This is a genomic window from Kosakonia oryzae (genome assembly GCF_001658025.2).
Lineage (GTDB): Bacteria > Pseudomonadota > Gammaproteobacteria > Enterobacterales > Enterobacteriaceae > Kosakonia > Kosakonia oryzae.
On record NZ_CP014007.2, the window covers coordinates 988,581 to 1,011,225 of the forward strand.

The following is a 22,645-nucleotide window of genomic DNA, read 5'->3' on the forward strand; positions in this document are numbered from 1 at the left end:
AATGGTTATGGATCAAAAACGACTCACTCACCTGCGACAACTGGAGGCGGAAAGCATCCATATCATCCGCGAAGTGGCCGCCGAATTTTCCAACCCGGTGATGATGTACTCCATCGGCAAAGATTCCAGCGTGATGCTGCATCTGGCGCGTAAAGCCTTCTATCCGGGCACGCTGCCGTTCCCGCTGCTGCACGTCGATACCGGCTGGAAATTCCGTGAGATGTATGAATTCCGCGACCGTACCGCTAAAGCATATGGCTGTGAACTGCTGGTGCACAAAAACCCGGAAGGGGTGGCGATGGGGATTAACCCGTTCGTGCACGGCAGCGCGAAACACACCGACATTATGAAAACCGAAGGGCTGAAGCAGGCGCTGAACAAATATGGTTTTGACGCGGCTTTCGGCGGCGCGCGCCGCGACGAAGAGAAATCACGCGCTAAAGAGCGTATTTACTCCTTCCGCGACCGTTTCCACCGCTGGGATCCGAAGAACCAGCGTCCGGAGCTGTGGCACAACTACAACGGCCAGATCAACAAGGGTGAAAGCATTCGCGTTTTCCCGCTCTCGAACTGGACCGAGCTGGATATCTGGCAGTACATCTTCCTGGAAAATATTGAAATCGTTCCGCTGTACCTGGCGGCAGAGCGCCCGGTACTGGAGCGCGACGGCATGCTGATGATGATCGATGACGACCGTATCGATCTGCAACCTGGCGAAGTGATCGAGCAGCGGATGGTGCGTTTCCGTACGCTCGGCTGCTGGCCGCTGACCGGCGCGGTGGAATCTTCCGCGCAGACGCTGCCGGAGATCATCGAAGAGATGCTGGTTTCCACCACCAGCGAACGTCAGGGCCGCGTGATTGACCGCGACCAGGCCGGCTCGATGGAGCTGAAAAAACGTCAGGGATACTTCTAAGGAGCCGCCATGAATACCACTATTGCCCAACAAATTGCCAACGAAGGCGGCGTTGAAGCGTATCTGCACGCTCAGCAGCACAAAAGCCTGCTGCGCTTTCTGACCTGCGGCAGCGTCGATGACGGGAAAAGTACCCTGATCGGCCGTCTGCTGCACGATACCCGCCAGATCTATGAAGATCAGCTCTCTACGCTGCATAACGACAGCAAACGCCACGGCACGCAGGGCGAAAAACTCGACCTGGCGTTGCTGGTGGACGGCCTGCAAGCGGAGCGTGAGCAGGGCATCACCATCGATGTGGCCTATCGCTATTTCTCCACCGAGAAGCGCAAATTTATCATCGCCGATACCCCCGGGCACGAGCAGTACACTCGCAATATGGCCACCGGCGCGTCCACCTGCGATCTGGCGATTTTGTTGATCGATGCGCGTAAAGGCGTGCTGGATCAAACCCGTCGCCACAGCTTTATCTCCACGCTGCTGGGTATCAAGCACCTGGTGGTAGCGGTGAATAAAATGGATCTGGTGGAATTTAGTGAAGAGATCTTCGAAAACATCCGCCAGGACTACCTGACCTTTGCAGAACAACTGCCAGGCAACCTGGATATCCGCTTTGTGCCGCTGTCGGCGCTGGAAGGCGATAACGTTGCCAGCCAGAGCGAAAAAATGCCGTGGTACAGCGGCCCGACGCTGCTGGAAGTGCTGGAAACCGTCGAGATCCAGCGCGTAGTCGATACCCAGCCGATGCGTTTCCCGGTGCAGTATGTTAACCGTCCGAACCTCGATTTCCGTGGTTTTTCCGGTACGCTGGCCTCCGGCGTAGTGAGCGTTGGTCAGCGCATCAAAGTGCTGCCGTCGGGCGTGGAATCGACCATTACCCGCATCGTCACGTTTGATGGTGATTTACAGGAAGCGGCCGCGGGCGAAGCCATTACGCTGGTGCTGAAAGATGAGATCGACATCAGCCGCGGCGACCTGATTCTTGATGCGCAGGAAACCCTGCCAGCCGTGCAGCGCGCGTCGCTTGACGTGGTATGGATGGCGGAACAGCCGTTGCTGCCGGGCCAGAGCTTTGACATCAAAGTGGCGGGCAAAAAGACGCGCGCACGCGTCGATGCCATTCAGTATCAGGTAGACATCAACAATCTGACGCAGCGCCAGGTCGAGAGCCTGCCGCTGAACGGCATTGGCCTGGTTGATTTGACCTTTGATGAACCGCTGATGCTGGACGCGTATCAGCAAAATCCGGTCACCGGCGGCATTATCTTTATCGATCGGCTGAGCAACGTGACCGTGGGCGCGGGTATGGTGCGTGACGTTCATATTGAACAGACCACCAGCGCTTCAGAGTTCAGCGCGTTTGAACTGGAGCTGAACCAGCTTATCCGTAAGCACTTCCCGCACTGGGGCGCTCGCGATCTGCTGGGAGGCAAATAATGGCTCTGCATGACGAAAATGTCGTCTGGCATGCCCATCCGGTAACGCCTGAGCAGCGCGAACAACTCCACGGTCACCGTGGGGTTGTGCTGTGGTTTACCGGGCTCTCCGGCTCCGGCAAATCGACGGTCGCTGGCGCACTGGAAGAGGCGCTGCATAAGGCGGGTGTCAGCACTTATCTGCTGGATGGTGACAATGTGCGCCACGGCTTGTGCAGCGATCTTGGCTTTAGCGATGATGATCGCAAAGAGAATATCCGCCGCGTCGGCGAAGTGGCCAAACTGATGGTGGAATCCGGGCTGGTGGTACTGACGGCCTTTATTTCGCCGCACCGCGCTGAGCGTCAGATGGTGCGCGAACGCCTGGGAGAAGGGCGGTTTATCGAAGTCTTTGTCGATACGCCGCTGGCGATTTGCGAAGCGCGCGATCCTAAAGGGTTGTACAAAAAAGCGCGCGCCGGTGAACTGCGTAATTTCACCGGTATTGATTCGGTTTACGAAGCGCCCGAATCGCCGGAAGTTCATCTGCAGGGTGAACAATTGGTAACAAATTTGGTCAGCCAATTATTAGACCTCCTCCGGGAGAGCGATATTATCAGATCCTGAGACGGTACTGGCGGTACGCGCTCACTTCAGGCATCCCGGCGCGGATTTTGCGCTTCCTGAATCTGCGCGCGTATCTCCTGTTTACCGGTCGTACAGGCAACAGGATCCGATATGCGTAACAGTCAGAACATCACCCTCACACGGTCGCCGTCACTCCCCGCGACCGCCGACGAAACCACATGGTCTTTTCCCGGGGCCGTGGTGGGGTTCGTTGCATGGCTGCTGGCGCTGGCGATCCCATTTATGATTTACGGTTCCAACACGCTATTTTTCTTTCTCTACACCTGGCCTTTTTTCCTCGCGCTGATGCCCGTCTCCGTGGTAGTCGGCATTGCATTGCATTCGCTGCTCGGTGGCCGGTTGCTCTACAGCAGCGTGGCGACGCTGCTGACGGTCGTCGCCATGTTTGGCGTGCTGTTTATGTGGTTGCTGGGCTAACGGCCTTACGTCAAAGCGTAACCCTCATTAAGGCAATGTGTCCGGCTACGGTTCGGAAGACATTTATGATAAAGTCTGGCGCTTGCGCGGCATCGCCCGGCCCCGGAGTGGAGTCTGACGAAAAGTTATGGGATGATGGTGCCGTTTTTCAGGGGGCAGGATGGGTAAACTAACGCTGCTATTGCTGGCTTTACTGGTCTGGCTACAGTATTCGCTGTGGTTCGGCAAGAATGGTCTGCATGACTACGGCCGCGTCAGCGAAGATGTGGCGACACAGCAGGCGACGAACGCCAAATTAAAATCGCGCAACGATCAGCTTTTCGCCGAAATTGATGACCTCAATGGCGGTCAGGAAGCGATTGAGGAACGCGCACGCAACGAATTAACCATGACTAAGCCGGGCGAAACGTTTTATCGTCTGGTGCCGGATTCGTCAAAGCGTACGCCGGGGTCAGCGCAAAACCAGAATCAGAATCAAAACACACAAAATAATCGATAAACAGTCCCGGGTTTACGACATGTCAGCACTAATTCCGGACGTCTGTGCCGTCGTGCCGGCCGCCGGATTCGGCCGCCGCATGCAAACGGAATGTCCTAAGCAGTATCTCTCCATTGGCCAAAAAACGATTCTTGAGCACGCCGTAGACGCGCTGCTTGCTCACCCGCGCGTCAGCAGGGTGATTATTGCCGTCAGTCCGGGCGACGAGCGCTTTGCCCGCCTGCCGCTGGCGCAACATCCGCAGATTACCGTGGTGAACGGCGGCGCAGAACGCGCCGATTCGGTGCTGGCGGGCTTAAAAGCCGCTGGCGACGCACAGTGGGTGCTGGTGCATGATGCTGCGCGTCCTTGTCTGCATCAGGATGATTTAAACCGGCTGTTACAGCTCAGCGAAACCAGCCGTGTCGGCGGCATCCTCGCCGCGCCGGTGCGCGACACCATGAAACGCGCGGAGCCGGGCAAAACGGCGATTGCCCATACCGTTGAGCGCAATGATTTATGGCATGCGCTGACGCCGCAATTTTTCCCGCTACAACTGTTGAACGATTGCCTGACCCGCGCCCTGAATGAAGGCGCGACGATCACCGACGAAGCGTCAGCGCTGGAGTATTGTGGATTCCACCCGGAACTGGTTGCCGGACGCGCGGACAATATTAAAGTGACCCGACCGGAAGATTTACGGCTGGCAGAATTCTATCTGACCCTTTCAGACCTTCAGGAGAAAGCATAATGCGTATTGGACACGGTTTTGACGTACACGCCTTTGGCGGTGAAGGCCCGATTATTATCGGCGGCGTACGCATTCCTTACGAGAAGGGGCTGCTGGCGCACTCTGATGGCGATGTGGCGCTGCACGCGCTGACCGATGCGCTGCTGGGCGCGGCGGCGCTGGGCGATATCGGTAAACTGTTCCCGGATACCGATCCGGCATTTAAGGGCGCCGATAGCCGCGCGCTGCTGCGTGAGGCCTGGCGACGCATTCAGGCGAAGGGCTATACGCTGGGTAACGTTGATGTAACTATCATTGCCCAGGCGCCGAAAATGCTGCCGCACATTCCGCAGATGCGCGTCTTCATCGCCGAAGATCTCGGCTGCCATATGGATGATGTCAACGTCAAAGCCACCACCACAGAGAAACTCGGTTTTACCGGGCGTGGCGAAGGCATTGCCTGTGAAGCGGTTGCGCTGCTGGTGAAGGCAGCAAAATGACAGAATTCGAAAACCTGACCTGGCTGCATGGCAAACCGGCAGGCAGCGGGATCCTCAAAGCCAACCCGGAAGATTTCGTCGTTGTGGAAGATCTCGGCTTTGAACCGGACGGCGAAGGCGAACATATTCTGGTGCGTATACTGAAAAATGGCTGCAACACCCGTTTTGTGGCAGATGCGCTGGCAAAATTCCTAAAAATTCATGCACGCGAAGTGAGCTTCGCCGGGCAAAAAGATAAACATGCGGTGACCGAGCAATGGCTGTGCGCCCGCGTGCCGGGCAATACGATGCCGGATCTCAGCGCGTTTGAGCTTGAAGGCTGTAAAGTGCTGGAGTATGCCCGTCACAAGCGCAAGCTGCGGCTGGGCGCATTGCAGGGCAACGCATTTACGCTGGTGCTGCGTGAAGTGAGCGATCGGGCGGATGTGGAGGCCCGTTTGCAGGCCATCAGTGAACAAGGTGTGCCGAATTATTTCGGTGCGCAGCGTTTTGGTATTGGCGGCAGCAATTTGCAGGGCGCGTTACGCTGGGCGCAGAGCGCTGCACCAGTGCGCGATCGTAATAAACGCAGTTTCTGGCTGTCGGCGGCGCGCAGTGCGTTGTTTAATCAAATCGTCAACGAACGATTGAAAAAAACAGACTTTAATCAAGTTGTTGACGGCGATGCGCTACAATTAGCGGGGCGCGGTAGCTGGTTTGTCGCCAGCGAGGAAGAGCGCGTGGAATTGCAGGCGCGCGTCGATGCGAAAACCTTAATAATTACCGCCGCGCTGCCGGGCAGCGGCGATTGGGGCACGCAGCGCGCAGCGCTGATGTTTGAGCAACAGGCGGTTGCCGATGCGCCGGAGTTACAGGCGCTGCTGGTGCGGGAAAAAGTAGAAGCCGCGCGCCGCGCGATGCTGCTCTATCCGCAGAAGCTTTGCTGGAACTGGTGGGATGATGTCACCGTCGAGTTACGTTTCTGGCTCCCGGCGGGAAGTTTTGCCACCAGCGTGGTCAGGGAACTTATTAACACATCGGGTGATTATGCGAATATTGCTGAGTAACGATGACGGGATCCACGCGCCGGGAATCCAGACGCTGGCAAAAGCGCTGCGCGAGTTTGCCGATGTTCAGGTGGTCGCGCCCGATCGTAACCGCAGCGGTGCGTCTAATTCACTGACGCTCGAATCCTCGCTCCGTACTTTTACCTTTGAAAACGGCGACATCGCCGTACAGATGGGCACGCCGACCGACTGCGTTTTCCTTGGGGTGAACGCGCTGATGCGTCCGCGCCCGGATGTGGTGGTTTCCGGCATTAATGACGGGCCGAATCTCGGTGACGATGTGATCTACTCCGGTACCGTTGCGGCCGCGATGGAAGGGCGTCATCTTGGTTTTCCGGCGCTGGCCGTCTCGCTTAATGGCCATACCCATTATGAAACGGCGGCCGCCGTCACCTGCTCTCTGCTGCGCGCTCTCAGCCGCGAACCGCTGCGTACCGGGCGGATCCTCAATATCAACGTGCCGGATCTGCCGCTCGATCAGATCAAAGGTATTCGCGTTACCCGTTGCGGTAGCCGTCACCCGGCCGATCAGGTTATTCCGCAGCAGGATCCGCGCGGCAACACACTGTACTGGATTGGTCCGCCCGGGGAAAAATGCGATGCCGGGCCGGATACGGATTTTGCAGCCGTGGACGAAGGCTACGTCTCTGTCACGCCGTTGCATGTAGATTTAACAGCATACAGCGCGCATGATGTGGTGTCGGGCTGGCTGGATCGTGTCGGGGTGAATTCGCAATGGTGAGTAAACGCGTACAGGATCTTCTCAATCAATTACGCGCGCAGGGCATTAAAAATGAGCGGGTACTTGAGGCGTTATCGCAAGTGCCGCGCGAGAAATTTATCGATGAGGCGTTTGAACACAAAGCGTGGGATAACGTCGCGTTGCCTATTGGTCAGGGGCAAACCATTTCGCAGCCTTATATGGTAGCGCGAATGACCGAACTTCTGGAGCTGACACCCGCCTCACGGGTGTTGGAAATCGGCACCGGCTCTGGCTATCAAACGGCGATTCTGGCGCGTCTGGTACACCATGTTTGTTCTGTTGAACGCATTAAAAGCCTGCAATGGCAGGCGCGCCGCCGCCTGAAACAGCTCGATCTACACAATGTTTCTACTCGTCACGGTGATGGCTGGCAGGGGTGGCAGGCTCGCGCTCCGTTTGACGCCATTATTGTGACCGCCGCACCGCCGGAGATCCCTGCCGCATTGATGTCGCAGCTGGATGATGGCGGCCTTCTTGTCTTACCCGTAGGCGACGAAATGCAGCAGTTGAAGCGCGTTCGTCGGCGGGGAAGCGAATTTATTATTGATACTGTGGAAGCGGTGCGCTTTGTTCCGCTGATAAGAGGCGAACTGGCCTGAGTTACAGAGTTTTCCCTGGGATTTTCAGGCCGTAACAGCGTATGGTGGGCACATTTGCCGCCAGGCGTCGCGGTTATCTTTAAGTCATTGGTTATCTATATATTGTTGGGGGATAAATGAGCGCGGGAAGCCCGAAATTCACCGTAAGCCGTATTGCGGCATTGTCACTGGTTTCGCTGTGGCTGGCAGGGTGTTCAAATTCCACTAATGCTCCGGCCCCGGTCAGTTCCGTTGGCGGCAACGCCAGTTCAAATTCCAGTTCCGGCAGTTCCGGAATGTTGATTACACCGCCGCCAAAACTTGGCACATCATCGCAGCAGCAAATTCAGCCTGTGCAGCGCCAGAGCGCGCAGCCAACGCAGATTCAGCCGATGGCGCAGACGCCTGTTGAAACCGTTAACGGGCGCATTGTCTATAACCGCCAGTACGGCAATATTCCCAAAGGCAGCTATACCGGCGGTAGTACCTATATGGTAAAACGTGGCGATACACTCTTTTATATCGCGTGGATCACCGGGAACGATTTCCGTGATCTGGCGCAGCGTAATCATGTTGCCGCGCCCTATAACCTTGAAGTCGGGCAAACATTGCAGGTAGGTAATGCATCCGGCACGCCAATTACGGGTGGAAATGCCATTACTCGGGCTGATGATTCAGCACAAGGAATAGTCTCAAAACCTGCACAAAATTCCAGCGTAGTGGTTGCTTCGAAACCGACAATTACGTATTCTGAGGATTCAGGTGAACAAAGTGCTAACAAAATGTTGCCAAACAACAAGCCTGCGACAACCATCACAGCGCCTGTTACGGCACCTTCTGTAAGCTCAACCGAACCGACTGCCAGCAGTACATCTACCAGTGCGCCTATTGCTTCATGGCGCTGGCCGACTGATGGCAAAGTTATCGACAACTTCTCTGCTACCGAAGGTGGCAATAAAGGCGTCGATATCTCCGGCAGCAAAGGACAGGCTATTGTCGCGACCGCAGATGGGCGCGTTGTATATGCCGGTAACGCGCTGCGTGGTTACGGTAATCTGATCATCATAAAACATAACGATGATTACCTGAGTGCCTACGCCCATAACGACACAATGCTGGTCCGGGAACAACAAGAAGTTAAGGCGGGGCAAAAAATAGCTACCATGGGTAGCACCGGAACCAGTTCTACACGCTTGCATTTTGAAATTCGTTACAAGGGGAAATCCGTAAACCCGCTGCGCTATTTGCCGCAGCGATAAATCGGTGCAAGGTTGTTGAAGACTCCCCATTTGAGCCGTTGCAGTGCGCGCAGATGCCGCTGCAACGGGCGCAATGAGGTGTTTTCAGGAGCGTTGCCCAGGGATCACGGGTAGGAGCCACCTTATGAATCAGAATACGCTGAAAGTTCATGATTTAAATGAAGACGCGGAATTTGATGAAAACGGAGCAGAGGTTTTTGACGAAAAAGCCTTAGTAGAAGAGGAACCCAGTGATAACGACCTGGCTGAAGAGGAGCTGTTATCGCAGGGTGCCACCCAGCGTGTATTAGATGCTACTCAGCTGTACCTTGGGGAAATTGGGTATTCCCCACTATTAACGGCCGAAGAAGAGGTCTATTTTGCACGCCGCGCACTACGCGGTGACGTTGCTTCCCGCCGTCGCATGATCGAAAGTAACCTGCGTCTGGTGGTTAAGATTGCCCGTCGTTACAGTAATCGTGGTCTGGCGCTGCTGGATCTGATTGAAGAGGGTAACCTGGGGCTGATCCGTGCCGTTGAGAAATTTGACCCTGAACGTGGGTTCCGTTTTTCAACGTATGCAACCTGGTGGATTCGTCAGACCATTGAGCGGGCGATTATGAACCAAACCCGCACCATTCGTCTGCCAATTCACATTGTTAAAGAGCTGAACGTCTATCTGCGTACCGCGCGTGAGTTGTCCCATAAGCTGGACCACGAACCGAGTGCGGAAGAGATAGCTGAACGGCTGGACAAACCGGTTGACGACGTAAGCCGTATGCTGCGTCTCAACGAGCGCATTACCTCAGTTGATACGCCGTTAGGCGGCGATTCTGAAAAAGCGCTGCTGGATATCCTGGCCGATGAGAAAGACAACGGTCCGGAAGACACCACGCAAGATGATGATATGAAACAAAGCATCGTCAAATGGCTGTTCGAACTGAACGCCAAACAGCGTGAAGTGCTGGCGCGTCGTTTTGGTCTGCTGGGTTATGAAGCTGCGACACTGGAAGATGTGGGCCGTGAAATTGGTCTCACCCGTGAACGTGTTCGTCAGATTCAGGTTGAAGGTCTGCGTCGTTTGCGTGAAATCCTGCAAACGCAAGGGCTGAATATCGAAGCGCTGTTCCGCGAATAAACATCTTTTCAAGTCAAAAAGGCCGGTCGCAGATGACGCGGCCTTTTTCTTTTCTGCGGTTACGCTTTATCCATCATCTTTCTGATAAGCGCTGAAAAAGCCGTTTGCTCTTCGGCGCTCAGGCGGCCAAGAAATGCCTGATCCACACCATTACCGACAGGAATACTGCTTGCCAGCAGCCTTTCCCCTTCCGGCGTCAGATAGATAAACCGCCGACGCTTATCCGCAGGATCGTTTTCCCGCCGCACTAATCCCCGACTCTCCATCCGGCTCAGCATCTCCGCCAACGTCGCTTTGGTGCTGACAGCGACCTCCGTTAACGCAACCTGCTCAATGCCTGGGTTTTCTGCAATTGAGCGCATCACCGCGTATTGCGGCTTAGTCAACTCGGGCAGCGCCTGCTGCCACTGCGAGGTATGCTGTTGAAAAAGCTGGCGCAGCAGGTGAAATGCTTCATTCCTTAATTTCATTTGCGCTCTCCATTGTGATCCTCTTCTTATCATAGCGGCTTATACGTTGCTTTATAACGATCGTCAATTTCACGTTTCGTGCCGCAACGTTTTGGGATGCCTTGTCAGGATCGTGTTGCAGGCGTAGTGTATTCCATAATGTTCGTATGCGAACAATATTGAGGTGGTGAATGAAGCTGATTGTCGGAATGACCGGTGCGACGGGCGCGCCATTGGCGGTTGCGCTGTTGCAGGCATTGCAGCAGATGCCGCAGGTAGAAACGCATCTGGTGATGTCGAAATGGGCAAAAACGACCATTGAACTGGAAACCCCTTTTAGCCCGCGTGAGGTTGCTGCGCTGGCGGATCATTGCCATAACCCGGCGGATCAAGCGGCGACAATCTCCTCCGGATCGTTTCATACCGACGGCATGATCATCATTCCATGCAGTATGAAAACGCTCGCAGGTATTCGCGCAGGTTATGCCGAAGGGCTTGTTGGACGCGCTGCCGATGTGGTGCTGAAAGAGGGGCGCAAGCTGGTGCTGGTTCCGCGAGAAACGCCGCTGAGCGCCATCCATCTGGAAAATATGCTCGCATTATCCCGCCTCGGCGTCGCCATGGTTCCGCCGATGCCCGCTTATTACAACCATCCACAAACGATTGACGACGTCACGCTGCATATTGTCGCCCGCGTGCTGGATCAGTTCGGTCTTTCGCTGCCGCAGGCGAAGCGCTGGGGTGGTTTGCAGGCGGCGCAAAATTATTCACAGGAGAATGCATAATGGCTTTTGATGATTTACGCAGTTTTTTACAGGCGCTGGACGAGCAAGGACAGTTGCTGAAAATCAGTGAAGAGGTCAATGCCGAGCCGGATCTGGCCGCTGCCGCGAATGCGACCGGCCGCATTGGCGAAGGTGCCCCCGCACTGTGGTTCGATAATATCCGCGGCTTTGTCGATGCCCGCGTCACGATGAACACCATCGGTTCGTGGCAGAACCACGCGATTTCGCTGGGATTACCGCCGAACACGCCGGTTAAGCAGCAGATTGACGAATTTATCCGTCGCTGGGATAAGTTTCCGGTCGCCCCGGAACGTCGAGACAATCCGCCGTGGGCGGAGAACAGCGTTGATGGCGATGACATCAATCTGTTCGATATTTTGCCGCTGTTCCGCCTGAACGACGGCGATGGCGGTTTCTACCTTGATAAAGCCTGCGTTGTTTCCCGCGATCCGCTCGATCCCGAACATTTTGGCAAACAGAACGTCGGCATCTACCGCATGGAAGTGAAAGGCAAACGCAAACTCGGCCTGCAGCCGGTGCCAATGCACGATATTGCGCTGCATCTGCATAAAGCAGAAGAGCGTGGCGAAGATCTGCCCATCGCGATTACGCTCGGTAACGATCCGATTATTACTCTGATGGGCGCCACGCCGCTGAAATACGATCAGTCGGAATATGAGATGGCGGGCGCATTGCGCGAAAGCCCGTACCCGATTGCCACTGCGCCGCTGACCGGTTTCGATGTGCCGTGGGGATCGGAAGTGATCCTTGAAGGGGTGATCGAAGGGCGTAAGCGCGAGATCGAAGGGCCGTTCGGTGAGTTCACCGGCCACTATTCCGGTGGGCGTAACATGACGGTAGTGCGCATCGATAAAGTCTCTTATCGCACGAAACCGATTTTTGAATCCCTTTACCTTGGCATGCCATGGACGGAAATCGATTATCTGATCGGGCCAGCAACCTGTGTGCCGCTGTATCAGCAGTTGAAAGCCGAGTTCCCGGAAGTGCAGGCGGTAAACGCCATGTATACCCACGGTCTGCTGGCAATTATCTCCACCAGAAAACGTTACGGCGGCTTTGCCCGCGCAGTGGGTTTGCGCGCCATGACCACGCCGCACGGCCTTGGTTACGTGAAGATGGTGATCATGGTTGATGAAGACGTCGATCCGTTTAACTTGCCGCAGGTGATGTGGGCGCTGTCGTCGAAAGTAAACCCGGCAGGTGATTTGGTGCAGTTGCCGAATATGTCGGTACTGGAACTCGATCCGGGTTCAAGCCCGGCCGGGATCACCGACAAACTGATTATCGACGCCACCACGCCGGTTGCGCCGGATAACCGTGGCCACTACAGCCAGCCGGTACGCGATTTGCCGGAAACCAAAGAGTGGGCTGAAAAACTGACCGCCATGCTGGCGAGCCGCCAAAAATAAGGAGCGAAAAATGATCTGTCCACGTTGTGCCGATGAGCACATTGAAATCATGGCGACGTCGCCGGTCAAAGGGGTCTGGACGGTGTACCAGTGCCAGCACTGTTTATATACCTGGCGTGATACCGAACCGCTGCGCCGTACCAGCCGTGAGCACTATCCACAAGCGTTTCGTATAACGCAGAAAGATATTGATGACGCGCCGCAGGTGCCGACGATTCCGCCGCTGCTGGCAGAAAAACAACGGTAATCGCCTGAAAGTCCGGCCTGCACAGAATGACAGGCCGGATTCGATCACAGCGCGGAAAACTTCCAGGCTGCGTGCCATTTGGCAATCAGCGCCTTACACCAGGCTTTTCAGGCGGTAAATCCATTCCAGCGCCTGACGCGGCGTTAAGCTGTCCGGATCGAGGTTTTCCAGCGCTTCCACCGCCGGGCTGGTCTCTTCTGTCGGAGCCAACAGCGACATCTGCGTGCCGTCTATTTGCGTAGCCGCCGCATTCGGCGACAGGCTTTCCAGCTCGCGCAATTTGCCGCGCGCGCGTTTAATCACCTCTTTCGGCACGCCCGCCAGCGCCGCGACCGCCAGGCCGTAACTCTTACTGGCCGCGCCGTCCTGCACGCTATGCATAAAGGCGATGGTATCGCCATGCTCCAGCGCGTCGAGATGCACGTTTGCCACGCCTTCCATTTTTTCCGGCAGTTGCGTCAGCTCAAAGTAGTGGGTCGCGAACAGCGTCAATGCCTTGATTTTATTCGCCAGATTTTCCGCACATGCCCATGCCAGCGACAGACCATCATAGGTCGATGTCCCACGACCAATTTCGTCCATCAGCACCAGGCTGTTTTCCGTGGCGTTATGCAGGATGTTGGCGGTTTCGGTCATCTCTACCATAAAGGTCGAACGGCCGCTGGCCAGATCGTCTGCCGCGCCGACGCGAGTAAAGATGCGGTCGATTGGGCCGATCTCGACTTTTTGCGCGGGCACATAGCTGCCGATATAGGCCAGCAGCGCAATCAGCGCAGTCTGCCGCATATAGGTACTTTTACCGCCCATGTTCGGCCCGGTGATGATCAACATCCGGCGCTGCGGCGATAAATTCAGCGGGTTAGCAATAAACGGCTCTTTCAACACCTGCTCGACCACTGGATGACGCCCTTCGGTAATGCGGATGCCTGGTTTATCAGTAAAGGTCGGGCAGCTGTAATTCAGGGTATAAGCGCGTTCCGCCAGGTTCACCAGCACATCCAGTTCCGCCAGCGCAGAGGCGCTCTGTTGCAGGTCGGCCAGATGCGGCATCAGCAGATCGAACAGCTCCTCATAAAGCTGTTTTTCCAGCGCCAGCGCTTTGCCTTTCGAGGTCAGAACTTTGTCTTCGTACTCTTTCAGTTCCGGAATAATGTAGCGTTCGGCATTTTTCAGTGTCTGGCGACGCACGTAATGGATCGGCGCCAGATGGCTTTGCCCGCGGCTAATCTGGATGTAGTAACCGTGTACCGCGTTATAACCCACTTTCAGCGTATCCAGCCCGAGGCGCTCGCGCTCGCGGAGTTCCAGACGGTCAAGATAGTCGGTCGCGCCATCCGCCAGACCGCGCCATTCGTCCAGTTCGGCGTTATAACCCGGCGCAATCACGCCGCCATCGCGCACCAGCACCGGTGGCGCATCGATAATCGCGCGCTCCAGCAGCTCGCGCAGTTCGCTGAACTCGCCCATCTTTTCGCGCAGCGCCTGCACCGGCGCGCTTTTCACTTCCGCCAGTTGCGCGCGCAGTTCCGGCAGTTGCTGGAACGCGTGACGCATACGCGCCAGGTCGCGCGGACGCGCAGTGCGCAGCGCCAGACGTGCCAGAATACGCTCCAGATCGCCCACCTGACGCAGCACCGGTTGCAGTTCGCCGCAGTGACCCTGCAGTGCGCCAATGGTTTGCTGGCGTTCCGTCAGCACTTTTGTATCGCGAACCGGCATATGCAGCCAGCGCTTCAGCATGCGGCTGCCCATTGGCGTTACGGTGCAATCAAGTACCGAGGCCAGCGTATTTTCGACACCGCCCGCCAGGTTCTGCGTGATCTCCAGATTCCGGCGCGTCGCGGCGTCCATAATGATCGTGTCCTGCTGGCGCTCCATGGTGATGGAGCGAATATGCGGCAGGGCAGTGCGCTGCGTGTCTTTGACATACTGCAGCAGGCAACCGGCTGCGCACAGGCCGCGCGGCGCGTTTTCCACTCCAAAACCGACCAGATCGCGGGTGCCAAATTGCAGGTTCAGTTGCTGACGGGCAGTATCAATTTCGAACTCCCACAGCGGACGGCGGCGCAGGCCGCGGCGGCCTTCAATCAGCGCTGTTTCGGCAAAGTCTTCGGCATAGAGCAACTCGGCGGGATTGGTGCGCTGCAACTCGGCGGCCATGGTGTCGCGATCGGCCGGTTCGCTGACGCGAAAACGCCCGGAGCTGATATCCAGCGTGGCGTAGCCAAAACCTTTGCTGTCCTGCCAGATGGCGGCCAGCAGATTGTCCTGACGCTCCTGCAACAGCGCTTCATCGCTAATGGTGCCTGGCGTAACGATGCGCACCACTTTGCGCTCGACCGGACCTTTGCTGGTTGCCGGATCGCCGATTTGCTCACAAATCGCCACGGATTCGCCAAGACTCACCAGCTTCGCCAGATAGTTTTCCACCGCATGATGCGGAACGCCGGCCATCGGGATCGGCTCGCCTGCCGATGCGCCGCGTTTGGTCAGCGAAATATCCATAAGCTGCGAAGCGCGTTTCGCATCGTCATAAAACAGTTCGTAAAAGTCGCCCATCCGGTAGAACAGCAGAATGTCCGGATGCTGTGCTTTCAGCTTCAGGTACTGCTGCATCATTGGCGTATGCGCGTCGAAATTCTCTAGTGTACTCATCAGTTTATGATGTCCATGTGCTTAAAATTTAACGAGCCGGCGATTTTTATCATTCTTGTGGCGTATCGCCTTGCCTCATTCACAAGCATTCTGAAGGTTTTCCCAGGAATGCGGAGTAAGCATGATAACGGAGTCTTTATGGCAGGAAAACAACAGGCAAAGCTACTGAGGTTTAAAGCAGTAGACAAGGCTATGTTACAGTGAGGCCGTGGCTCTTTTTAGGCGCGGTTGCGGATGGCGCTGGCGAAATGCAGGCCGGACAGCACACGCAGCACATCATCCGATGCTGATAATGACTTCCGTTAAAGATGACTTTCTCTGCGCACAGTGATTCGTGATGGTCAAAACAGAAGATCTCAACACCATGATAACAACCGATGAGATGCACTTTGCCGAATGGCAAATCTGGCCCCAACTGAGGATTTTGTTGCACCGGGGTAAGCCTGTAAGAATTTCTGCCAGAGCGTTTGATGTTCTGGTTGTGCTGCTGCGGGCTGAAGGTAAGGCGGTAAGTAAAGAGGCTTTACTTGTTCAGGTGTGGGGAAATGAAATTGTCGAAGAAAATAATCTTCAGGCGCAAATCTCCGCTATTCGCAGCATTCTGGGCCACGATCGGCATTTACTTGTCACTGAATTTGGTTGCGGTTACCGCTTAAATATCAATAGTGCACCGCTGCAAACGCCTGCGAAACCAGAGCTACCCGAGCCTGTTGTTACCCCTTTTCTGACGTCGATTTTAGGGCGTGACCAGGCCTTGCAGGACATTTGTACGTTATTAAATCACCACCATCTGGTCACGATTACAGGTTCCGGGGGCGTCGGGAAAACGCGTCTGGCATGGGAAGTTGTCAATCGTGTGCGCACGCATTTTCCGGATGGAACAGGCGTGGTTGAACTGGCGCATATCACCGAAGCCTCCAGCTTGTTATCTGTGTTTTCTCAGGCGCTACATTTTCCATTAGCTAGCCTGCATCATGATGCCGATTTACGGCAACAGCTTGCACAACGCCGCTGTTTACTGCTGGTTGATAACTGCGAACATTTAATTAATGAACTGGAGCCCGTGATAACCTCGCTGTTGCACGCGGCTCCACATAGCAGGCTGTTATTGACCAGCCAGGCGGCATTACAGATTGCCGGCGAGCAACAATATTTATTACCGCCATTACAAATTCCTGAACGGACAGACAGCGATAAGCAAACGCTACTCTCTTTTGCCAGCGTCCGTCTCTTTATCGGGCGCGTACAAGCCAACCGACATGATTTTCATCCTTCAGACAGCGAATTGTCGCTGATTGGCAAATTATGCCGTCATCTTGATGGCTTGCCGTTGGCCATTGAACTTGCCGCCTCCCGTCTGCCAGTAATGAGCGTCAGCGAGATCTATAGCCGACTGGAGGACCGTTTCCAGCTATTGAGCAATACGCACAGCGCATTGGTTCCCAGACACCAGAAAATAGTGACCACGCTGGAATGGACTTATCAGTTACTCAACGCGCGCGAACAGCGGTTATTCAGAACGCTGGGCATCTTCACCGACACGTTCAGTATGCAATCCGTCACTGATTTGCTGGTGACCAGGGACAAGCATCACTGGCAGGTGATTGACGATGTGCAGCGGTTACTCTCCCTCTCGCTGATTCAGGTTAGTAGCCAGGTGCCTGTAACCCGTTTTCGTCTGCTGGAAACCATGCGCCAGTTCGCCTGCAATAAACTCCGGCAACAGGATGAATATGAAGAACTTTCGCTCCGGTTTGCCGATTATTATAAAACCCTGGTGGAGCAGGCCCAGGCTGACTGGCTGGTGCTGCCAACGGAACAGTGGCGGGAGCGCTATCGTCACATCCTTAATGATTTGCGCAGTGTTTTACAGCAAACATTCACTGAGGGGCGCGATCCCTCTACAGGGCTGGCGATATTACAGGCGATGACGCCTTTCTGGATTGAATATTCCCTCTATGATGAATGTCAGCGTCATATCTCGCCTCTGTTATATGAAAATAGTTCGCGGGTTGTTTTAACGTTACGCCAGCGAATGCATCTCTGCGCCGCAGCGGGTAAGGCATCCACCTGGGCAAAAGGCCCAACATCTGAAACCCATTCAGCCTGGCAAACCGCACTGACGCTGGCAGAAAAGCTCGACGACAAAGAGATACGTTTGCAGGCGCATTACGGGTTATGGCTGTATTGCTTGCGCACGGGCGAGCTGAATACATCGCTTCTGCATGCGCAGTCGCTGCATGATCTCGCGCTCGTCATCAAAGACGCGGAGGCGCAGGCTACCGGGCTACGTCTGCTCGGCGTTTCACTGCATTTTTTAGGGCAGCATGCCGTCGGGCGCAATTACCTGCTGCAATCGCTGGCCTGGTACGATCGGGAGAGCGTAAGCCACTCTTTTCGTTTCGGTCTTGATCAACAGAGTGCCGGTATGGCTTTTCTGTCTCGTTTGCTCTGGGTTCAGGGTGAGTATCGGGCCGCGAAACAGATGGCGTGGCGCGGTGTTAAAAAAGCCGCTCGTTTACAGCATGCCTGCTCGCTTTGCTGCGCGCTGGCTGAAGGTGCCTGTATGACAGCCGCACTGGATCGCAATCCGCGTTGGGTTGTGAAGGCCGCAAACTGGCTTATTTCTCTGGCAGAGAAGCATGATTTGTATTTCTGGAAGACCTATGGCGAGCTGTTTCTTGTCTGGGCACAACGGTTTAGCCATACCGACGTAAGCCAAAGCACACTGTTTAGTTCGTTGCGTGCGATGGGATTAGACTGGCAATACTCCCCCTTGTTGTCAGAAATTGATACCGGGATATCGCAGCAAGCTGCCAGGCTGGATCATGAAAACTGGTGTGCGCCCGAGTTGATGCGTCTTTCCGCCACGCAGTTATCCCCGCAGGAGCAACGCCCGTTGTTAGAGCAGGCACTGGCTAAGGCGCGTCAGCAACAGGCACACGGTTGGGCCTTGCGTATTGCTTATTCACTGGCAATGTTGCAGGCGGAAGCCGGGGAACAATTGGCGGCTAAGCAATTAATAGAAAACGTTTTACATGATGTCGATGGTTCAGACAGCGCAACGGATGTCAGACATGCTCTGGCGCTATGTGGCCGAATGGCGACCTGAAGGTTGACGTCTCACGGCTGTTAATAATCCCATCATCGCCAGCCCGGCTCCCACTGAGGAGATCAGCGTCCAGCTATGCGTTGCCTCCCATAAACCGGTGGCCGCCAATGAACCGCATGCCCCGCCAATAAACATAACACTCATAAAGAGGGTATTAAGCCGATTTCTGGCATCCGGACGCAAAGAATAAATCGTGTGCTGGTTAGCTATCAGTACACATTGTTCACCCGCATCCAGGAGTAAAATGCCCACCATCATACCCGCCATACTGTTCCAGCCCCAAAAAACCATCCAGGCTAACAGCATCAGTGACACACCAAAAACAACCATTCGAAATGATCCCTGGCGGTCACTGAGACTTCCCGCCAGAGGCGCACACAGAATACCGATGAGTCCCAAAACCGCCAGGGTTCCGGTTACGCCTGCACCGTAATGGTAGCGATGGGCTAACCAGAAAGGGAGCACGGTCCACAGCACACTGAAGGAGGCAAACAGCATGGCTTGTGTCAGCGTCGCATTACGTACTTGCGGCTCGCTTTTCCACAGATCGCCCAGTGAACGTAATACTGCCAGATAGTGAAACGTTGGCGTGGGCAACCACTGAGAAGGCAAAAGGCGGGCGATGAAAAATAGCGCCAGCAATGTCATGATCGCGCCGGACAAAAAGACGCCACGCCAGCCGAAATACTGACCGATGAGGCCTCCGATAGCCCGGCCAGCAAGAATACCTGCGAGGACGCCGCTCATCACGGTACCTACTGTTTTGCCCCGTGAAGACGGCCTGGAGAGAGAGGCAGCGAGCGGCACTATTTGTTGGGCGACGGTTGCAGCCATACCCGTAAGGAACGAGAAGAACACCAGCACTGTCGCCGTTGGGGATAGCATCATGCCGATCAGCGCCAGCAAAAGCACCTGAGCCTGTCGCAGGATAAGCCATTGACGTTCAATATAATCGCCCAGTGGGATCAGAAATAATAAACCCGCCGCATAGCCTAACTGGGTGACCATGGGGATTAAAGAAACCGCTTCCCATTCATTGGGAAAGGCACCCGCGATCAGATTAAGAACAGATTGGTTAAAATAAATATTTGCCACAACAATGCAGCAAATCATCGCCAGCATCAGAACCCTGGCAGAAGAAAGCTCGTGGTTGTTCGTACGCACTGGCCACTCCTCGCTCTAAACTCACTATTTTCTGCAGAATAAGCAGAGGCGGCTCTCAACGCTTTGGCCGTTTTTTTCAGACGTCTGAATTCTGTTGCCCAAGCTTCTGAAATTAAGATCGGTTACTAATTCTTCTTATGTTGTTAACAGTGCTTAATTTGAGGAGCAACCCATGGATTTAAAACTGACAGGAAAAGTGGCTCTGGTAACCGGAGCACGAACCGGGATTGGTTTCAGTATTTGTGAAGAGCTGGCCGCCAATGGTGTGCATTTAGTGATGGTTTCCAGACGAGAACCTGATTTGATCCTGGCGGCGAAAAAAATCACCGATAAATATGCTGTTTCGGCGCTGCCTGTCGCCGGGGATGTAACGAATCCGGATCTGCCTTCGCGGGTGGTTGAACAAGCAGAAAAGGTTTTTCAGCACATTGATTTGCTGGTGAATAATGCCGGAAGAGCACATGCGGGCACGCTGTTAACCACCTCGGAAGAGGAGTGGCAGTTAATGACGGAGACCAAATTCTCCGCCATGCGACGCTTTTGCAAGGCTGTGATACCCGGAATGCAGAGACGACACTGGGGACGTATTGTCAATATTTCATCTATTGGCGGCATCTATCCTAACCCACAACTTACCGTCTCACATGCACTGAGCGCCGCTATCAACAACCTGACCCGTAGCGTAGCGCTGAGTGTGGCTGCGGATGGCATTCTGGTGAATGCGATTGGTGTAGGCGCTGTCGCGACGGATAACTGGGCGCAGAATATGCTACCGAATGTCCGCAATCGCCGTCCTGAACTGGCTGACAAAACGGACGACGAGGTTATGGCATTACTGGGTAAAGAGAAAACGCCGGTAGGCCGCTTTGGGCTTCCTGAAGACATTGCATCGATTACTGCTTTCCTGCTTTCTGATAGAAATCAGTTTGTTACCGGGCAGACAATTGAAGCTTCAGGTGGAGCAGAGCGGTTTATGTGATTTTTCAACTCCTTCAAAAGGTGAGTGCGGGAATCATGTCTGATTGCACGACCAAAAACGCGTCGTATTGAGGTGCATGAATCTGCGCAGGAAACACCTGCGCACGCCATGAGCTGCGGACGCATCGCCAGGCCGTTGTTTTATAACGCACCCAGTTGTTTCATCAGGGTCAGGTTATCTTCAAGATGCCAGTTGGCGATGATTTTGTTGTTTCTGATCTGATAGATATCCGTCGCGATAAAATCAACCTGCTGGCCTTTTCCTTTCAGTTTGCCGAAGGTTCCCGTGAAATGTCCGCGGAAATGAAGGTGTGATACCACTCGATCGCCTGCAACGATCATCTGCTCAACCTCGCAACTCAGATCCGGGACGGCGGTACGGAAGGCGCGGGAAGCCAGAAGCGCGCCTTCCGGTCCCTGTTTGCGGCCTTCAGGCGGTGTCTTGTCGATAAAATTATCGGCCAGCGCCTCACGGGCCAGGGCTTCATCACCCGTATTCCAGAATGTTGCGTAACGTCTGGCGACGGTTTCAAGCGCGGCCTCGCGGGCTGATGATAAGTGGTTTTCCGCGATCAATTCATGGGGTTTCACCAGCTCAAGCGGTGCAGAAAACACAGCGCTGGCCACGGGAAGCAGCATAAGCGCCGCCAGCCGGGGAGAATAAGACGTTAACTTTTTCATAAAAAGTTCCTTTGTGTTGCCTCAGAGAAACAGGTGAGCCGGGTGCATTTCAGCCGCCCGCCGATGAATGTTTTTTTCGCCTTCACGTTACGCCTCGTTGGTTTTGTAGAACGGATAATCGGTATAGCCTGCGCTGCTTCCGCCAAAGAGCGTGGCGGGATTGCTTACGGTCGCTAATGGAAGGTTATTCCTGAGCCGGTACGGCAAGTCAGGGTTGGCAATAAACGGGCGGCCAAAGGCAAACAGGTCGGCCAGCCCCGCCTTAAGGAGTTTGTCTACTTTGTCCTGGGTATAATTGCCGGCGACAATAAGGGTGCCGCTAAAGGTGGCGCGTAATGTTTCACGAAAATCAGCAGGGACTTGTGGGGCGTCGTCCCAGTCTGCCTCTGCCAGGTGGATATAGGCGATACCTTTCTTTTCACACCATGCAGCCAGCGCGAGGATCGCTTCAATGACCTGCGGGTCGTTCATTCCGCGCTGGGTGATGAACGGGGAAAGGCGTATGCCCGTGCGCGTATTGCCGATGGCGTCGCTGATGGCTTCCAGCACCTCCTGCGCAAAACGGATCCGGTTAGCCAGGCTGCCACCATACTGATCGGTACGTTTGTTCGATGTCCGGCGAAGAAACTGATCGATCAGATAACCATTACCGCCGTGCACCTCAATACCATCAAAACCAGCGTTAATGGCGTTTAATGCGGCCTGCCGGTAATCCGCAATAATTTGCTGAATATCGGCATGCTCTAGCGCGCGCGGCTCCGGACAGTCGACCATATGACCTTCTCCCTGCTCATCAACAACCCATACCTGGGCATCCGGCGCCAGCGCAGACGGCGCGACAGGTTTGCCATCTTCATGGAAACCCGCATATGACATGCGGCCAACGTGCCAGAGCTGGGAAAAGATAATCCCTCCTGCACGGTGAACGGCTTCTGTGGTCAGCCGCCATCCTTCAACCTGTTCAGCGGAGTGCAGGCCTGGTGTCCAGGAGTACCCCTGTCCCTGAGGTGAAATCTGCGTGGCTTCGGTAATGATCAAACCCGCGCTGGCGCGCTGCTGGTAGTACGCCGCCATGAGTGCGGAAGGAACGTTGCCCGGCTGTAACGCCCGCGCCCGGGTCATTGGTGCCATCACGATCCGGTTTTTCAGGCTGAGAGCCTTCAGGTGGTAGCTATCAAAAAGTGTACGATTTTCCATTTTCTGTCCCCGTAATGAACCTTTGAAAGTACTTTACGTGGCGTTATATATTTTGATAATGGCAGGGAAATATGATTCTC

The 22,645-nt window shown here is 55.0% G+C and carries 22 protein-coding genes; 17 read left to right on the top strand and 5 right to left on the bottom strand.

The genetic code is table 11. The features are described from left to right. Nucleotides 1-7: 7 nt before the first annotated feature. The 12 genes from cysD to rpoS all read left to right on the top strand — a co-directional run bounded on the left by cysD (nucleotide 8) and on the right by rpoS (nucleotide 9,867). Complete coding sequence (gene cysD, locus AWR26_RS04795) at nucleotides 8-916, top strand: sulfate adenylyltransferase subunit CysD (protein WP_007370382.1); 909 nt, start codon at nucleotides 8-10, stop codon at nucleotides 914-916. Between the two features lie 9 nt (nucleotides 917-925). Continuing rightward, the gene (cysN, locus tag AWR26_RS04800; protein ID WP_064563990.1) at nucleotides 926-2,353 is read left to right on the top strand and encodes a sulfate adenylyltransferase subunit CysN; all 1,428 of its coding nucleotides are present in this window, start codon (nucleotides 926-928) and stop codon (nucleotides 2,351-2,353) included. After that, nucleotides 2,353-2,958: an adenylyl-sulfate kinase gene (gene cysC, locus AWR26_RS04805; protein ID WP_043956764.1), complete on the top strand. Its 606-nt coding sequence runs from the start codon at nucleotides 2,353-2,355 to the stop codon at nucleotides 2,956-2,958. Before cysN ends, cysC begins: the two co-directional genes overlap by 1 nt. A gap of 111 nt (nucleotides 2,959-3,069) precedes the next feature. Further along, nucleotides 3,070-3,396 carry a DUF3561 family protein gene (locus tag AWR26_RS04810; RefSeq protein WP_064563992.1) on the top strand — a complete coding sequence of 109 codons (327 nt, stop codon included), beginning with the start codon at nucleotides 3,070-3,072 and terminating at the stop codon, nucleotides 3,394-3,396. 160 nt (nucleotides 3,397-3,556) lie between these two features. Next, the gene (gene ftsB, locus AWR26_RS04815; protein ID WP_007370386.1) at nucleotides 3,557-3,895 is read left to right on the top strand and encodes a cell division protein FtsB; all 339 of its coding nucleotides are present in this window, start codon (nucleotides 3,557-3,559) and stop codon (nucleotides 3,893-3,895) included. 19 nt (nucleotides 3,896-3,914) lie between these two features. Continuing rightward, on the top strand, nucleotides 3,915-4,625 hold the full coding sequence (ispD, locus tag AWR26_RS04820; RefSeq protein ID WP_064563994.1) for a 2-C-methyl-D-erythritol 4-phosphate cytidylyltransferase: 711 nt from the start codon (nucleotides 3,915-3,917) through the stop codon (nucleotides 4,623-4,625). Further along, nucleotides 4,625-5,104 carry a 2-C-methyl-D-erythritol 2,4-cyclodiphosphate synthase gene (ispF, locus tag AWR26_RS04825; protein WP_043956768.1) on the top strand — a complete coding sequence of 160 codons (480 nt, stop codon included), beginning with the start codon at nucleotides 4,625-4,627 and terminating at the stop codon, nucleotides 5,102-5,104. Before ispD ends, ispF begins: the two co-directional genes overlap by 1 nt. Further along, the gene (gene truD, locus AWR26_RS04830) at nucleotides 5,101-6,150 is read left to right on the top strand and encodes a tRNA pseudouridine(13) synthase TruD (protein ID WP_064563995.1); all 1,050 of its coding nucleotides are present in this window, start codon (nucleotides 5,101-5,103) and stop codon (nucleotides 6,148-6,150) included. The genes ispF and truD overlap by 4 nt, the downstream gene beginning before the upstream one ends. Continuing rightward, complete coding sequence (surE, locus tag AWR26_RS04835; RefSeq protein WP_064563997.1) at nucleotides 6,131-6,892, top strand: 5'/3'-nucleotidase SurE; 762 nt, start codon at nucleotides 6,131-6,133, stop codon at nucleotides 6,890-6,892. Before truD ends, surE begins: the two co-directional genes overlap by 20 nt. Next, entirely contained in the window at nucleotides 6,886-7,512 is a 627-nt protein-coding gene (locus AWR26_RS04840; RefSeq protein ID WP_043956771.1) for a protein-L-isoaspartate(D-aspartate) O-methyltransferase, read from the top strand. Before surE ends, AWR26_RS04840 begins: the two co-directional genes overlap by 7 nt. Before the next feature lie 176 nt (nucleotides 7,513-7,688). Further along, on the top strand, nucleotides 7,689-8,750 hold the full coding sequence (gene nlpD / locus AWR26_RS04845) for a murein hydrolase activator NlpD (RefSeq protein WP_244256247.1): 1,062 nt from the start codon (nucleotides 7,689-7,691) through the stop codon (nucleotides 8,748-8,750). Nucleotides 8,751-8,874: 124 nt separating this feature from the next. After that, complete coding sequence (gene rpoS / locus AWR26_RS04850) at nucleotides 8,875-9,867, top strand: RNA polymerase sigma factor RpoS (protein ID WP_007370393.1); 993 nt, start codon at nucleotides 8,875-8,877, stop codon at nucleotides 9,865-9,867. A gap of 59 nt (nucleotides 9,868-9,926) precedes the next feature. On the opposite strand, the gene AWR26_RS04855 is transcribed toward rpoS, so the two are convergent. Further along, nucleotides 9,927-10,337 carry a MarR family winged helix-turn-helix transcriptional regulator gene (locus AWR26_RS04855; RefSeq protein ID WP_007370394.1) on the bottom strand — a complete coding sequence of 137 codons (411 nt, stop codon included), beginning with the start codon at nucleotides 10,335-10,337 and terminating at the stop codon, nucleotides 9,927-9,929. A gap of 170 nt (nucleotides 10,338-10,507) precedes the next feature. Between AWR26_RS04855 and AWR26_RS04860 the strand changes: the two genes are divergently transcribed. Genes AWR26_RS04860 through AWR26_RS04870 form a run of 3 tightly spaced genes read left to right on the top strand, consistent with a single transcriptional unit; the run spans nucleotide 10,508 to nucleotide 12,778 of the window. Beyond that, nucleotides 10,508-11,101 (top strand): non-oxidative hydroxyarylic acid decarboxylases subunit B, encoded by a 594-nt coding sequence (locus AWR26_RS04860; protein WP_064564001.1) that lies wholly within the window; start codon nucleotides 10,508-10,510, stop codon nucleotides 11,099-11,101. Beyond that, nucleotides 11,101-12,531 (top strand): non-oxidative hydroxyarylic acid decarboxylases subunit C, encoded by a 1,431-nt coding sequence (locus AWR26_RS04865; protein WP_064564003.1) that lies wholly within the window; start codon nucleotides 11,101-11,103, stop codon nucleotides 12,529-12,531. Before AWR26_RS04860 ends, AWR26_RS04865 begins: the two co-directional genes overlap by 1 nt. 10 nt (nucleotides 12,532-12,541) lie before the next feature. Continuing rightward, nucleotides 12,542-12,778, top strand: coding sequence for a non-oxidative hydroxyarylic acid decarboxylases subunit D (locus AWR26_RS04870; RefSeq protein WP_064564005.1), 237 nt, complete (start codon nucleotides 12,542-12,544; stop codon nucleotides 12,776-12,778). A 93-nt stretch (nucleotides 12,779-12,871) separates the two neighbouring features. Here the strand turns inward: AWR26_RS04870 and mutS are convergent, their stop codons facing one another. Next, on the bottom strand, nucleotides 12,872-15,433 hold the full coding sequence (mutS, locus tag AWR26_RS04875) for a DNA mismatch repair protein MutS (RefSeq protein ID WP_064564006.1): 2,562 nt from the start codon (nucleotides 15,431-15,433) through the stop codon (nucleotides 12,872-12,874). Nucleotides 15,434-15,770: 337 nt separating this feature from the next. Here mutS and AWR26_RS04880 point away from each other — a divergent pair, with 337 nt between their 5' ends. After that, nucleotides 15,771-18,545 carry an ATP-binding protein gene (locus AWR26_RS04880; RefSeq protein WP_064564010.1) on the top strand — a complete coding sequence of 925 codons (2,775 nt, stop codon included), beginning with the start codon at nucleotides 15,771-15,773 and terminating at the stop codon, nucleotides 18,543-18,545. Here AWR26_RS04880 and AWR26_RS04885 read toward each other — a convergent pair. Next, nucleotides 18,522-19,709 (bottom strand): MFS transporter, encoded by a 1,188-nt coding sequence (locus AWR26_RS04885; protein WP_064564012.1) that lies wholly within the window; start codon nucleotides 19,707-19,709, stop codon nucleotides 18,522-18,524. The two genes, AWR26_RS04880 and AWR26_RS04885, sit on opposite strands and share 24 nt — an antisense overlap. 172 nt (nucleotides 19,710-19,881) lie before the next feature. Here AWR26_RS04885 and AWR26_RS04890 point away from each other — a divergent pair, with 172 nt between their 5' ends. Next, nucleotides 19,882-20,688, top strand: a complete 807-nt coding sequence (locus AWR26_RS04890; protein WP_064564014.1) for an SDR family NAD(P)-dependent oxidoreductase — start codon at nucleotides 19,882-19,884, stop codon at nucleotides 20,686-20,688. A 140-nt stretch (nucleotides 20,689-20,828) separates the two neighbouring features. Here AWR26_RS04890 and AWR26_RS04895 read toward each other — a convergent pair whose 3' ends face one another. Both AWR26_RS04895 and AWR26_RS04900 read right to left on the bottom strand, forming a co-directional pair. Then, nucleotides 20,829-21,368 (bottom strand): ester cyclase, encoded by a 540-nt coding sequence (locus AWR26_RS04895; protein ID WP_064564016.1) that lies wholly within the window; start codon nucleotides 21,366-21,368, stop codon nucleotides 20,829-20,831. 87 nt (nucleotides 21,369-21,455) lie between these two features. Beyond that, nucleotides 21,456-22,565, bottom strand: coding sequence for an alkene reductase (locus AWR26_RS04900; protein WP_064564018.1), 1,110 nt, complete (start codon nucleotides 22,563-22,565; stop codon nucleotides 21,456-21,458). Between the last annotated feature and the right edge of the window lie 80 nt (nucleotides 22,566-22,645).